The 14,519-nt window shown below is 33.0% G+C and carries 15 protein-coding genes and 1 pseudogene; 11 read left to right on the top strand and 5 right to left on the bottom strand.

The window, feature by feature from the left end; all coding sequences use genetic code 11:
- Nucleotides 1–12 precede the first annotated feature (12 nt).
- Nucleotides 13–579 carry an NADPH-dependent FMN reductase gene (locus MHI13_RS16545; protein ID WP_002433329.1) on the top strand — a complete coding sequence of 189 codons (567 nt, stop codon included), beginning with the start codon at nt 13–15 and terminating at the stop codon, nt 577–579.
- Nucleotides 580–683: 104 nt separating this feature from the next.
- Here the strand turns inward: MHI13_RS16545 and MHI13_RS16540 are convergent, their stop codons facing one another.
- Nucleotides 684–2,189 carry a glycosyltransferase family 4 protein gene (locus MHI13_RS16540; protein ID WP_002433473.1) on the bottom strand — a complete coding sequence of 502 codons (1,506 nt, stop codon included), beginning with the start codon at nt 2,187–2,189 and terminating at the stop codon, nt 684–686.
- Between the two features lie 262 nt (nt 2,190–2,451).
- On the opposite strand from MHI13_RS16540, the gene MHI13_RS16535 reads away from it, so the two are divergent.
- Entirely contained in the window at nt 2,452–3,750 is a 1,299-nt protein-coding gene (locus MHI13_RS16535) for an MFS transporter (protein WP_340761581.1), read from the top strand.
- 120 nt (nt 3,751–3,870) lie between these two features.
- Here MHI13_RS16535 and folE2 read toward each other — a convergent pair whose 3' ends face one another.
- From folE2 to MHI13_RS16520, 3 genes are read right to left on the bottom strand one after another with little or no spacing between them, the layout of a single operon-like run.
- A complete protein-coding gene (gene folE2, locus MHI13_RS16530; protein WP_002433461.1) occupies nt 3,871–4,749 on the bottom strand; it encodes a GTP cyclohydrolase FolE2 in 879 nt (292 codons plus the stop codon).
- Between the two features lie 13 nt (nt 4,750–4,762).
- Nucleotides 4,763–5,428, bottom strand: coding sequence for a bacillithiol biosynthesis deacetylase BshB2 (gene bshB2 / locus MHI13_RS16525; RefSeq protein ID WP_002433272.1), 666 nt, complete (start codon nt 5,426–5,428; stop codon nt 4,763–4,765).
- A 15-nt stretch (nt 5,429–5,443) separates the two neighbouring features.
- Complete coding sequence (locus tag MHI13_RS16520; RefSeq protein WP_023350761.1) at nt 5,444–5,806, bottom strand: YojF family protein; 363 nt, start codon at nt 5,804–5,806, stop codon at nt 5,444–5,446.
- A gap of 548 nt (nt 5,807–6,354) precedes the next feature.
- Between MHI13_RS16520 and nagB the strand changes: the two genes are divergently transcribed.
- The 9 genes and pseudogenes from nagB (at nt 6,355) to MHI13_RS16475 (ending at nt 13,960) form a co-directional block, all read left to right on the top strand.
- Nucleotides 6,355–7,095 carry a glucosamine-6-phosphate deaminase gene (gene nagB / locus MHI13_RS16515; protein WP_002433147.1) on the top strand — a complete coding sequence of 247 codons (741 nt, stop codon included), beginning with the start codon at nt 6,355–6,357 and terminating at the stop codon, nt 7,093–7,095.
- 99 nt (nt 7,096–7,194) lie between these two features.
- The gene (gene hxlA / locus MHI13_RS16510; RefSeq protein ID WP_002433102.1) at nt 7,195–7,827 is read left to right on the top strand and encodes a 3-hexulose-6-phosphate synthase; all 633 of its coding nucleotides are present in this window, start codon (nt 7,195–7,197) and stop codon (nt 7,825–7,827) included.
- 1 nt (nt 7,828) lies between these two features.
- Complete coding sequence (gene hxlB / locus MHI13_RS16505) at nt 7,829–8,377, top strand: 6-phospho-3-hexuloisomerase (protein ID WP_064210397.1); 549 nt, start codon at nt 7,829–7,831, stop codon at nt 8,375–8,377.
- A 120-nt stretch (nt 8,378–8,497) separates the two neighbouring features.
- Nucleotides 8,498–9,145 (top strand): annotated as a pseudogene (locus MHI13_RS16500) (HAD family hydrolase).
- A gap of 112 nt (nt 9,146–9,257) precedes the next feature.
- Nucleotides 9,258–10,613, top strand: coding sequence for an AMP-binding protein (locus tag MHI13_RS16495; RefSeq protein ID WP_064210398.1), 1,356 nt, complete (start codon nt 9,258–9,260; stop codon nt 10,611–10,613).
- 2 nt (nt 10,614–10,615) lie between these two features.
- Entirely contained in the window at nt 10,616–11,755 is a 1,140-nt protein-coding gene (locus tag MHI13_RS16490; RefSeq protein ID WP_002433385.1) for a thiolase family protein, read from the top strand.
- Nucleotides 11,730–12,095, top strand: a complete 366-nt coding sequence (locus MHI13_RS16485; RefSeq protein ID WP_002433510.1) for a hypothetical protein — start codon at nt 11,730–11,732, stop codon at nt 12,093–12,095. Before MHI13_RS16490 ends, MHI13_RS16485 begins: the two co-directional genes overlap by 26 nt.
- Before the next feature lies 1 nt (nt 12,096).
- Nucleotides 12,097–12,357, top strand: coding sequence for a hypothetical protein (locus MHI13_RS16480; RefSeq protein WP_002432996.1), 261 nt, complete (start codon nt 12,097–12,099; stop codon nt 12,355–12,357).
- Between the two features lie 190 nt (nt 12,358–12,547).
- A complete protein-coding gene (locus MHI13_RS16475; protein WP_002433423.1) occupies nt 12,548–13,960 on the top strand; it encodes an MFS transporter in 1,413 nt (470 codons plus the stop codon).
- Nucleotides 13,961–14,338: 378 nt separating this feature from the next.
- On the opposite strand, the gene vraX is transcribed toward MHI13_RS16475, so the two are convergent.
- Nucleotides 14,339–14,509 carry a C1q-binding complement inhibitor VraX gene (gene vraX, locus MHI13_RS16470; protein ID WP_016898722.1) on the bottom strand — a complete coding sequence of 57 codons (171 nt, stop codon included), beginning with the start codon at nt 14,507–14,509 and terminating at the stop codon, nt 14,339–14,341.
- Nucleotides 14,510–14,519: the final 10 nt, after the last annotated feature.

Here is a 14,519-nt window from a genome sequence, read left to right as displayed (position 1 = left end):
GAGGTGTAAAAGATGAAAGGATTAATAATTGTAGGCAGTGCTAGAGTAGGTTCTCATACTAATGCTTTAGCTAAATACCTTATAGGTCAATTAGATGAACATGATGTTGATGTAGATATATTTGATTTAGCTGAGAAACCCATTCATCAATTAGACTTTTCTGGTACAACACAAGCTGCTGAAGATATTAAAAATAATGTTAAAGAGCTTCAGGATAAAGCAATGGAAGCGGATTTCTTTATTCTAGGAACGCCTAATTATCATGGCTCATTTTCTGGCATACTTAAGAACGCTCTTGATCATTTAAATATGGATTATTTCAAAATGAAACCGGTGGGTCTCATTGGAAATAGTGGAGGTATTGTAAGTTCAGAACCATTATCACATTTAAGAGTGATTATACGCAGTTTATTAGGTATTGCAGTTCCTACACAAATTGCTACACATGATTCAGATTACGCAAAATTAGACGATGGCACATTATACTTAGAGGATAGTGAATTCCAATTACGTGCAAAATTATTCGTAGATCAAATCGTTTCATTTGTAAATAACAGTCCTTATGAACATTTAAAATAAAACGTACAGTTATACAATATAATTTTAAATAAAAGTAGCAGTAAGAAGGTTCTTAATTAAAACCTACTTACTGCTATTATTTTTATGGGCTGATATTCTAAAATCTATGTATTGATATCATTTATTAATTGTTGCCATCTATTTATAATAGCATCCTTACTAAAATTTTTGGATGATTCAATACTATTTTGAGCATATTTTTGTTGTAATTCCGGTTCTTCCAGTAGAGCCTTCACAGTTTCATATAGTTGATCTTCATTGTTAAATTCTACTAAAGAGCCATTATAATCAGGAATAATTAATTCACCTGGTCCATATTTAATATTATAGCTAATAGAAGGAACACCATGCGATTGAGCTTCTAATAATGCTAATGAGAATCCTTCCATATTACTTGTAATTAAATTAACATATGCTGTTTTAAATTCTTCTGTTAAGTCATTAAGAAATCCTCTTAAAAATACATGATTTTCTACATGATAATCATTAATTAATGTTTTAAGTTTACTTTCTTCAGGCCCAAAACCATATAAATGTAATTCAATTTTGGGGAATAACCCTTTTAATTTACTAACCAGCTTAATTTGTTGTTCTAATTGCTTTTCAGGGGAGTATCTTGCTACAGAAATTAATTTTTGAGATGTATATCCTATATTATGTTGTGATGTACTTTCAGAGAAACCTACAGGTATCGCATAAACTGGAATACAGTCCTTAATTCTATGACGTACATCTTCGGCTTGTTGTACCGTTGAAACTACTATGGCTTTGTAGCGTTCTAAATGATCGAAGACGCCTTTATAGACATTTTTAATCCTTGAATGCATCAAATCATTAATATCTTTGACATGAGTACTATGCAAAACGGCTACAACCGGTATTGTATGAATTGTAGAATTAAAAACATGCGATGAAATTAAATTTCTGTCACTAAAGAAAAGATCACCACTGCAATAAATTTGTTCTATGAAAAATGCACTTAACTCAGTATCATTATTGAAGAAATACGTTCTCCCCTGATGATGTAATAGTATTTTCTTAGCTATATTAGGTTCATTTGAATCAATATCATAATATTTCTCTAATTTAACTTCTCTTTGAGGAGAATAGTAAAACTCCGATTGAATTTTTTGATCAGTTGATAAAATTCTAGTACAACTTAAGAATCCTCGAGTATCATACAGCTCTCTTTTGATTTTCCTACGAGATGTATCGAAATAATTAAGATAATCAAGTTTTTTATAAGTCTCATCTGTAAAATGGGCATACATTATAAAGTCGTTACCATCGTAAACGCGTACATCATTAGAATGTTCAACATACTTAATTGTGTATCCACAATCATGCTGCCAATCATGTAACCAATTTTTACTATTTATCGATTCAATATTTATAGTTACTTGCGTAGCTTCTTGAAAATAATCGTACATATTTATGTAATCTTCATGCATTAAATAATTTGATGCTGTATCAGTTAAGTAACGATTCCATGCTAATAGAATAACTTTTGATGGATATTTATTCTCTTTAAAAAGGTTTAAACGATTGATAATAGCTTTTTCAATACCTGTGATTTTTTGACCAATATTGTTTCCTACAAAATAAAACATTCGATACCTCATCTGTTTAAATTTATTTTACAAATATTATAACATAATAAAATCTTCAAATATTAAATAAACTAAAAATAAAAATTCAATAATATTAAAAACATTCCTATTCTACTTAGTCCGAAATTATTAACCTCCTTATCTATAGCACTTTTTTAACACCTTAACATTCTGAATATTTAAAATAATGTTAGCGCTTACACTAAACTTTATGATAAACTTACACGGTAGAGATGTTTAGAACAAAGGGGTGGGGATGACTATGAAACGTTATCGTTATTTTATCATTACCATGATTGTTATTATGACGATGATTAATTACATCGATCGTGGTGCAATCTCATATGCTCAAGAAGATATTATTAAAGAATTTGGTTTTGATACGATTGCTTGGGGATCTATACTAGGATACTTTGGCTATGGTTACATGTTTGGTTCATTGCTTGGTGGAATTACTGCCGATAAAAAGGGACCTAAATTTGTTTGGATATTGGCTGGGACGGCTTGGTCTTTAGTTGAAATTGCAATGGCTTTTGCAGGTGAACTTGGTATGGCAATATTTGGAGGTTCAGCCATTGCTGGATTTGGTTTACTTCGAGTGCTTTTCGGTATCTCAGAAGGTCCTATCTTTTCAACGATTAGTAAAACTAATGCGAACTGGGCGGCACCTAGAGAACGCGGTTTGTTATCAGCTCTTGGTTTAATTGGCGTACCTTTAGGAGCACTTATTACTGCACCTATCGTATCTGGTTTCTTAACTATAGCAAGTTGGCGTTTACTCTTTGTCATATTAGGTATACTTGGGTTAGTCTGGGTAATTATTTGGGCAAAGGTATTTACAGATTATCCCGAGGACAATAAAAAAGTTTCAGAAGAAGAATTAAATGATATTCGCTCTACAAATGAGAGTTTAAATGTTGAAAAAACAGTAGAAACAGAAGATTCAAGTGAAAAGTGGTATCATTTCTTTAAAAGTCCAATCCTCGTAGGAAACATGATTGGTTACTTTGGTTTCCAATATGTTAATTTCCTTATATTAACATGGACACCGAAATACTTGCAGGATGAATATCACTTTGAAATCCATTCACTTTGGTATTTGGGGATGATTCCTTGGATCGGCGCTTGTTTTACAGCATATTTTGGTGGTCAAATGTCTGACTGGCTTCGTAAAAAGACTGGTAACTTACGTATCGCACGTTCATACTTTGCGATTGCAGGCATGATTTGTGCAGCAATATGTTTCCTAATTATTCCATTCACACATAGTATCGTTGCAGTCATGATTTTAATGATGATAGGGAATGCGTTTATCTTCTTACCTAACGCAGTTTATTGGTCAGTGATTATTGATACAGCACCAAATAAAACTGGTACTTATGGTGGGATAACTCACTTCTTTGTTAATACAGCGACAGTGATCGCGCCTACACTTACAGGTATTTTAGTTGCTACTCACGGTTATTCAACAATGTTTATTTCAGCGGTTGTAGCTTCATTGATTAGTATTATTGCAATGTGTTTCGTTAGACCCGGGGAGAAGAATATGAGTAGACATTAACTTAATATTAATTTATTTTTGAAAATGTCTATGTAATACGCACACGATATATTAAAATTTTATATCGCATAAAAAAAGAGAGTTGCTTTAAAGAAGTGTGGAGCAACTCTCTTTTTTCTATCATTTTCTATATTTTAAACGAGCAAACGCATCGTGTTGGTGAATAGATTCTTCATTGCGACATTCAATATCAAAGCCATCAATCCAGTCGAATTCAACTAAATCAGCAGCAATGAGTCGAATTAAATCTTCTACGAAACGTGGGTTTTCATAAGCACGTTCTGTGACACGTTTTTCATCTGGACGTTTCAAGATAGGGTATAATATGGAACTCGCGTTAGCTTCCATAGCGTCTAAAATTTTATCTTTATAATCATCCACGACTTTAGCATCTTTATCTAAATAAGTTTTAACTGTAACGATTCCACGTTGGTTATGCGCTGAGTATTCACTGATTTCTTTAGAACAAGGACAAAGTGTTGTAACAGTAGCTTCAATCGTTAGTTCTTTACGTGTTACTTTCTCGCCATCAATTGCAAGTCCGTACGTGACGTCTGCGTTACCTACAGCTTTAATATTAGTCACTGGACTAAAGCGATCAAAGAACCATTTCCCTGAGACATCCACCCCAGCAGCATTTTGATTCATTTTTTCTTGAAGTGTGCGTAATACTTGATAAAGTGTATTAAATTCAAGCTCAATTCCATTATTATAATGCTTTTCAACACTCTCTAATATACGACTCATATTAATGCCTTTTTCATCTTTATTTAAACTTGTTGAAAAGCTAAATAATCCTGCAGTTTGATACTGATCAATCAATACAGGATACGTTAAATTTTTAATTCCTACTTCTTCTATTTCAAATAGGAAATTTTTATGAGTGCTTTGTAAATCAGTCATTTCATTTTTAGTTGTAGGTTTCGTACCTTCGATAGGATCTACAGAACCGAAGTGTTTCCAACGACCCTCTCGAGTAGATAAATCAAATTCTGTCATGTTTTACCTCCATTTAAGATTCGAAGTGATAAGTCCAAAATGGCTCAACCTTTAAGAAACTTTGTGCTTGTCCATCAATGTCAGGGCTCGCAATTTGTTTTAAGAATGGTCCTGTTTGAGAAGCATGCGCTTCAAAGGCTTTAAGTTTTAAATCACTATATTTAGAAATGTCATTTTGAATATCTGGTTGACCAAGTATTTCTGGTGCATCATTACTAAATGCTACAAGTGTGAGTCGTGGACGTTCTGATTCTGGCATACGTCCTACTGTACGTACAACAGCTTCTGCTGTAGCTTCATGGTCTGGATGCACGGCGAATTTAGGATAAAATGAAATAATTAACGACGGGTTAGTTTCATCAATGAGATTTTTTACCATATCGTCCATTTGATCATGTGGTTCAAACTCAACCGTTTTATCTCGTAACCCCATCTTTCTTAGGTCTGTAATTCCAATTGCTCGGCAAGCATCTTCAAGTTCTCGTTCTCGAATATTAGGTAAAGATTCCCTTGTCGCAAAAGGAGGGTTACCCAAGTTACGTCCCATTTGTCCTAGTGTTAAGCATGCGTACGTGACTGGCACGCCTGCGTCAATATAACTTGCAATGGTTCCAGCAGATGAGAAGGTTTCATCATCAGGATGTGGAAAGATTACAAGTACGTGTCTTTCATCAGTCATGATTCATAACCTCCTCTATATTGTGAATGGCTTATCGCTAATTTCTATTGTGGCTGCCAATTGTCCTTCATAATTAAATCCGGCGATGAGGAATTCATTGTCGTGATTAACTTCATAGTGCGTTAATCCTTGTACATAAACCCAACCACCTTCGCGTAATTTTAATCCGACACGATATGGATCTTTTTCGCCACCTTTAAGTTGTGCGTGTTCATACGTGACTTGTATATTTCTTAAAAAGGTACCTGCGTTAAAAACGCGTTCGTCGAAATGGTTAGCGTATGCGCCATTTGTAGTTTCGACATGTAAGTACACGGGTTTATTTGCATAAGAAGTAAGTAAGTTAAGTACTTCTTGTTCATTAATCGGTTCCAACACGTTCACTCCCTTATATTTTGCAGTGTGTTGATTGTAAACTGTCGAAATTTTAAACATTAGTTAAAGACTTTATCATATTACATCAATAGTAATAGAGAGTTTATAACTCGATGAGTTGCGACGCCCTTATGCGTAGCCGAGTTGTGTGAGTCTTCACAGATTTTGTAGTTATTAAAATTAGAGATGTTTATTTTAGTGTTAAGTACTTCACTAAAAAGATTCCAAAGTCGCGATTTTTTACGCTTTATTATTAGTGACTACTTATATTATCTCTTTAATATTTTACAACGTGTACTAATGTGTTTATAAAAAATCAGTAAATGTGTTTATCTATATATTTTACTAGAAAGCGATGTATATTTGTACACGAATGCTTGAAATAATTAGGAAAATTTTTTAGTTATAGATAAAAAGATAGATAATGAAGTTTGTTAAATTTCTTTAAATTAAGAATTAAATTTTGTTAAATATGTATTTGAAGGGTATATTATATAAGTGGAGTTGGAAAGGTGTAAGTATATAGATTTAAAAATCGAGGTGTTTAAAAATTGAAAATCATCAACTTAGGTTCTAAGAAACTTGCGTCATTTTATGTTGCATGTGAATTATATAAAGAAATGAGTTGCCAACCTACAAGTAAATTAGGTTTAGCTACTGGTGGCACAATGACTGAGGTATACAAATATTTAGTAGAGTTATTAGAAAAGAATCAATTAGATGTTTCTCATGTTGAAACATTTAATTTAGATGAATATGTTGGATTAAAAGCTGAACACCCTCAAAGTTATCATTATTATATGAATGAGGTATTATTTGATCAATATCCGAACTTCAATAAAGAAAATATTCATATACCGAATGGTTACAGCTCTCAATTAGAGGATGAGGCTGAACGTTATAACCAATTGCTTAATGATAGAGGTCCTGTTGATATACAAATATTAGGTATAGGTGAAAATGGTCATATTGGATTTAATGAACCTGGTACTGATTTACATAGTGAAACGCACATTGTTGATTTGACAGAGAGTACGATACGTGCAAACAGTCGTTATTTTGAAAGTGAATCAGATGTTCCACAACAAGCTGTTTCAATGGGATTAGCAAGTATTTTAAAGGCTAAACGTATTATTTTGCTTGCATTTGGAGAAAAGAAAAAAGAAGCGATTCATCAATTGATGAATAACCAGGTTACTAAAGACATCCCTTCTACAATTTTACATGCCCATCCAAATGTGGAAGTGTATGTTGATGATGAGGCTGCACCTCCTCATATTGATAAAGTCTAATTGTGGTGATAGCATTTTCAGCTCAGTTTAAAAAATGAAATGCCGGGTAAACACCTTTATATAATAGAAATTGACTGTCATATGAAAGGATGTATTTCATTGGAACTACAATTAGCAATTGATTTATTAAATAAAGAAGAAGCAGCAAAATTAGCGAAAAAAGTTGAAGAATATGTAGATATTGTTGAAATTGGTACGCCGATTGTTATTAACGAAGGTTTACCATCAGTACAACATTTAAATGAGAATATTAGTAATGCGAAAGTATTAGCAGATTTAAAAATCATGGATGCAGCAGATTATGAAGTAAGCCAAGCTGTTAAATTTGGTGCTGATGTTGTAACTATTTTAGGTGTAGCAGAAGACGCATCAATTAAAGCTGCTGTTGAAGAAGCACATAAACATGGTAAAGAATTATTAGTAGATATGATTGCGGTACAAGATCTTGAAACACGCGCAAAAGAATTAGACGAAATGGGCGCTGATTATATCGCTGTACACACTGGTTATGATTTACAAGCTGAAGGTCAATCACCACTAGATAGTTTACGTACAGTGAAGTCAGTAATTAAAAATTCTAAAGTCGCTGTAGCTGGCGGTATTAAACCAGATACAATTAAAGATATTGTGGCTGAAGAACCTGATTTAGTTATCGTAGGTGGAGGAATCGCAAACGCTGACGATCCTGTTGTAGCTGCAAAACAATGTCGCGATGCGATTGAAGGTAGATAGGATGACAGAATTTAATAACTATCGTCTTATACTTGATGAATTAGATCATACGTTGTCGCATGTTGATGAAACGTCGTATGAAAGATTTGCTAATGACGTTGTTGGTGCGGATAGAATATTTGTAGCTGGTAAAGGGCGTTCTGGATTTGTTGCAAATAGTTTTGCAATGCGTTTAAACCAATTAGGTGAACACGCTTATGTTGTAGGAGAGTCCACGACTCCATCAATAAAAGAGCACGACCTTTTCATTATTATTTCTGGGTCAGGTTCAACAGAACACTTAAGATTGTTAGCTGAAAAAGCGCAAAAGATTGGCGCTAAAGTTGTACTTATTACAACGCAAACAGATTCGCCAATCGGAGAGCTTGCTGAAACTATTATAGAATTACCAGCTGGCACTAAACACGATATTGAAGGTTCTAAGCAACCACTAGGAAGCTTGTTTGAACAAGCGTCACTAGTTTTCCTCGACAGTGTTGTATTGCCTTTAATGGAAGCATTTCATATCAATGAAGAAACAATGCAACAAAATCATGCTAATTTAGAATAGTAAGAAATACTACCAGAGATTCCATGAAGTCCATGAAATCTCTGGTTTTTTAATATATCGCAGTTTTAACCAAAAAAGTGTATATTTATAATGTAATTACTATCTAAGAGGTGTAACATCATGAATTTTGACAACTATATTTTTGATTTTGGTGGTACTTTAGCAGACACAACATCATGTCACGTTTATGCAACTGAGCAGGCTTTTAAGGAATTAAATTTAAAGAATCCTGGTAAAGAAGAAATTTTAAGTGCACAAAGCCAACCGTTAGAGGAAGGTTTGAGAAGTTTAACTACTATCGGTATAGATGAGGAAAAAGTTGAATTATTCATTAGGGCTTATCATAAATATTATAGGTAATATGAAATACATAATATAAAAGAGTTTGCGGGAATAAGTGAAATGCTCCAATTACTACATAATAAAAAGAAAAATATCTTTGTAATATCAAGTAATGAAACAGCTGTAGTAACAAGACAATTAGATTATTTAGGGCTTAATCGATTTATAAAAGATGCACTAGGTTTACATATTAAGGAGTTGCGAAAGCCTCATTATAAAATCTTACAATCCATCATACAGAATAATCATTTAAATCAAGGACGTACAGTCTATATCGGAGATACAACGCATGATGTTAAAAGTGCGAGTTTATCAGATATTAGATCCTGTGTAGTGACTTGGGGCGCGCAATCTGCACATGATTTACTTCAAGAAAATCCGTATTATGTCGTGAATGAACCAGAGGAAATTTTTACTATAATATAAATTAATAACGTCTTACTTCCATATCATTGGTAGTAGGGCGTTAATTTTAGCATGAGGAATTTTAAGATTAATGTTAACATATTTATAAATATAGTTTACATATGGTGATGGCATGTTAGAGGTAATTAAAAATATTTATGATTTTGGTGAGCATCAACCTAAGCGATTGGCTTTGGTATTTGATCATCAACGAATAACTTACGATGAATTGATTCATGAGATAGATACAGCAAGTTCTCAATATTCTATGATTAACGAGGGAGAAAAAGTTGGTTTATTAAGTAATCATCCGATAAAAAATCTGATTCATTATTTCGCTATTCATAGAGTTGGAGGTATTCCGTGCTTTTTTAGTAGTAAATGGAATAAAGTTACAATAAACCAGCTGATTGAAAAATATAAAATTCAATGGTTAAAGAGTGACCAGCACTTAATTAAAACAGGGTATAATAGGATTTCTCATTCTATTAATGGTACATTACTGCATATTGGATTTACTTCGGGAACAACTGGCTTGCCCAAGGCTTATTATAGAAATGAACATTCATGGTTAATTTCTTATAAAGAGAATGAGAAATTAATAAAGCATGATTTAAAAGTGATTGTTGCTCCTGGCCCTTTATCACACTCACTCTCCTTATACGCATGTATATATGCTTTGTTTACAGGACGCACATTTGTAGGTCAAAAAGAATTTAATGCAGAAGTACTCGTGAAGACTATACAGTCTATACATCAGCCTGCTTCATTGTTTGTAGTACCCACGATGCTTTATCAGTTCATTTTAAAAGGTTTACATACTGCGGAAATTAAAAGTATTTTCAGCAGTGGAGCAAAGCTTTCAAAAGAACAATTTAGGGCTATCGCTCAACTTTATCCAGATACGAATTTAATAGAATTTTTTGGCACCTCTGAGGCAAGTTTTATTAGCTATAATTTCAATCAAACAGCACCAAGACAATCAGTAGGCAAATTGTTTCCAAACGTGGAAGCCAAACTATTTGAGAAAGATTCAAAACATATTGGACTACTAAAAGTTCGAAGTGAAATGACTTTTAGTGGATATGTTGGTGAAGAACAAATTTCAAATGAGTGGATTGAGACAGGAGATTATGCACTAATTAGAAATAGAAATTTATATCTAGTAGGAAGGAAAAGTGACCGTCTAATTATAGGTGGCGTTAACGTATATCCTAGTGAGATAGAACAGCGCGTGATGAATATTGAAGGTGTCAGTGAAGCAATAGTAATAGGTGAGCCACATCATAAGTTTGGAGAAATAGCAGTTCTTTTGTATACAGGAATAAAAGAATTAAAATATTCAGAAGTAAAAACGTGTTTAAAGAATCATCTATCAAGATATGAGGTTCCGTCTAAAATTAGGAAAATTGACGGTATGCATTACACTGAATCTGGAAAAATTGCTAGAGGAAAAATGAAAACTAAATATTTGAATGGAGAGATTTAAATATGAAGCAACCAGTCATTGTAGCAGCTAAACGTATTGCATTTGGCAAGTACGGTGGATATTTAAAGCATTTGGAACCAGAACAACTACTAAAACCTTTATTCAATTACTTTCAAGCAGAATATCCTGGAGCGATGGAATACTTGGAAGACGTTATTATCGGCAACACAGTTGGCAATGGTGGTAACATAGCAAGGAAATCTTTGCTAGAAGCGGGCCTTAAAAACTCCGTTCCAGGTGTTACTATTGATCGACAGTGTGGCTCAGGGCTAGAAACTATTATACAAGCTTGTAGAATGATACAAAGCGGCGCTGGAAATGTATACCTTGCAGGTGGTGTTGAGAGTATAAGTAGAGCACCTTGGAAATTAAAACGACCTCAATCAGTGTATGAAACAGAATTCCCTCAATTCTTCGAAAGAGCACCATTTGCTCCAGAAGGTCAAGATCCTTCAATGATAGAAGCTGCTGAAAATGTGGCGCGTAAATACGGTATTTCGCGAGTAATGCAAGATAAGTTCGCTTATAGAAGCCATCAATTGACTCAAGGTAACTATGATAATGGGAATATTTCCCGAGAAATATTGCCTATTAAAGTTAAAGGGGTATCGTTTGATAGAGATGAAAGTGTTAAGTCTCGTTTAACTACTGAGAAATTAAGTAGATTTAAACCATTATTGAATCAAGGTTCAATTACAGTTGGTAACAGTTGTATGAAAAATGATGGTGCCGTATTAATCCTTGTAATGGAAGAGAAACTCGCTATAAATTTAGGTTTTGCTAAAGGATTAAAATTTATTGAAAGTTGTACAGTTGGGGTTGATCCTAATTATTTAGGTATAGGTCCTGTGCCAGCTGTTAGAAAGCTGTTGAAAAGAGCTAAAGTTAAAATAGAAGATATTGATACTATAGAATTAAATGAAGCATTTAGTTCACAGGTTTTAGCTTGTCAGAAGGAACTTAGTATTTCTGATGATAAGCTAAATCGATGGGGTGGCGCAATCGCTTCTGGTCACCCATATGGAGCAAGTGGCGCAGCTCTAGTTACACGATTATTTCATATGAATGTGCAAAATAAATCCATTGCAACAATGGGAATCGGTGGAGGACTCGGTAATGCAGTATTATTTGAGAGATGGTGAAGAACATCAAAGAGTCATTTTTAAAGAAAAAGAAGTGCGTAAGTATTGCTATTTATTAAATAAAGATTTCAATTATCAAGTCCCTACTTTAATGTGTGCAAAGCTTTGGTCGGAATTTAAAAGTTATAAAAAATTTGTAAAGAAACCTTTAATTTTAAAGGAGACATATGTTAAAGAATTTAATAAATTAGTAACGGATGAAGTATATGACGCGACTTTAAGCAAAATTTCAGTTAAAAATATAAAAGATTTTATCAAGCACACCTATAGTTTGAAAATAAATAAAAATAACCATAAATGTATATATATAGAACAAGTTTTTATCGAGGTAAAGCGTTAAAATGAAGATTTCAATCGAGATTATTAAAGAATACTTAGTATTAGTGAATGATATGAATCCAATACACAATGACATCGTTCCAGGTCAATTAGTATGTGAAATCGCCTTCGAAGAACTCAATATACAATGGGAGAATTATAAAATAAAATACCTTAAACCTATTGATATACATGACGATATACGATTTTTTGTTGAAGACGAAACAATTATAAAAGTTTCGGATGATTTATACGGGGTAAAACTAATGGTATTAAAAAATTAGATGAAAAATTATTTTTTAGTTTTTTTATTTTCGTTGCCAATAATTAATGGAAGCAATTTCAAATGTTAAATTTAAATATCTGTAAAATGAATAAACTTAAAAAATTGAAAATTATGTAAACTGAATTAATTTGACATTAAAGTTTAACTACGTATAATTATGTAACATATCACAAGGGAGTGTTATTGTAATGAAGTTCAACAAAAATCATATTAACGTGGTAGACGGTCAAGAAGCGAAAAAAACCGTTGTAGCTACCGGTATTGGTAACGCCATGGAATGGTTTGACTTTGGGGTTTATGCTTATACAACTGCATACATAGGAGCGAATTTCTTCTCTCCAGTACATAATCCTCAAATCCAACAAATTTTTACATTTGCAGCATTAGCAATCGCGTTCTTATTAAGACCTATTGGTGGTATCGTGTTTGGTATCATCGGTGACAAATATGGACGTAAAGTTGTATTAACTACAACAATTATTTTAATGGCTTTATCTACACTTACTATTGGGTTACTACCCAATTACAATACAATAGGAATATGGGCGCCAATACTTTTATTACTTGCTAGGGTGCTACAAGGCTTTTCTACAGGTGGGGAATACGCAGGTGCAATGACATACGTTGCTGAATCATCACCGGATAAACGTCGTAATAGTTTAGGTAGTGGCCTTGAAATTGGTACACTTTCAGGTTATATTGCGGCTTCAATTATGATTGCATTATTAAGTTTCTTCTTAACTCATGATCAGATGCAAGCATGGGGTTGGAGAATTCCATTTATTCTAGGTTTATTCCTTGGATTATTTGGTCTTTATTTACGTCGTAGACTTGAAGAGTCTCCTGTTTATGAAAATGATGTAGCTTCCACTCCTCAAAGAGATAACATAGGGTTCTTCACTATTATTCGATATTATTATAAAGATATTCTCGTTTGCTTCGTAGCGGTAGTATTCTTTAATGTAACGAACTATTCTGTAACAGCTTATCTACCAACGTATCTTGGTCAAATTGTTAAACTGGATGCTACGACTACAAGTGTACTTATTACATGTGTAATGGCAGTTATGATTCCATTAGCACTAATGTTTGGTAAAATGGCCGATAAAATTGGTGAGAAAAAGGTATTCTTGATTGGTACAGGAGGACTTACTTTATTAAGTATTGTCGCATACAGTTTACTAAGTACTAAATCATTACCATTAATAATTATCGGTGTCTTCATATTAGGATTCTTCCTTTCAACATATGAAGCAACAATGCCAGGATCTTTACCAACAATGTTCTATACACATATCAGATATCGTACATTATCAGTAACATTTAACGTATCTGTTTCTTTATTTGGTGGTACTACGCCTTTAATTGCATCATGGTTAGTAGAATCAACTGGAAATGCTTTAGCTCCAGCATATTATTTAACTGCAATTAGTTTAATTGGATTCTTAGTTATTACTTTATTTCATGCAAGTACAGCAGGTAAGTCACTTAAAGGTTCTTATCCAAATGTTGATAATGAAGAAGATAGAAAATACTATGAAGAAAACCCTAAAAAAGCTTTATGGTGGGTTAAAGAGAGAAAAGAAAAAGAAAACTTTTAAATATAAAACTTAGAATATAACTTTCATTAAAGTAATAGCAGTAAAATGATCTCAATTAGAAATCATTTTACTGCTATTTTTTTATTCTCTAGACGTTCTTTTAATTAGAAAAAATAAACGCTAATGTTAGCAACGCTCAAAGGTTCTCTCCGAGCTACAAAAGGGGACAATTTTGGCTAACATTAGCGTTTTATACATTTTAAGGTGAGTATTTTTAGGGATGATTGAATGGCTTTTAAAGTTTATAGTTTAGGGGACAGAAAACTTTAAAAAACACATTATGTTAGGGAATAATTAGAACATAAATTCTAATTCTCAAATTCTCAATTGGATTTTGTGCAATGTCTTGTTTGGATGTGAAAATAACATCGACACGGTTTAGTAACTCATTTTCATTGTGTCTACGTCATTTTCTAGTAGAGAGAGCAATTTATAGATTTCGAATTCACTGAAAGTTTCATCACATTTTACTGTAATAGTCTTGAAAGTTTTAGTTATGATTTCGTAAATAGGTACTCCGTTCTCTATATTTTGCCTGTAGATAATCATGTTGTTCGAT

Source organism: Staphylococcus sp. FSL K6-0223, from assembly GCF_038008285.1.
Note: the sequence above shows the minus strand (reverse complement) of the source record. Positions and strands in the feature narration are given on the sequence as shown.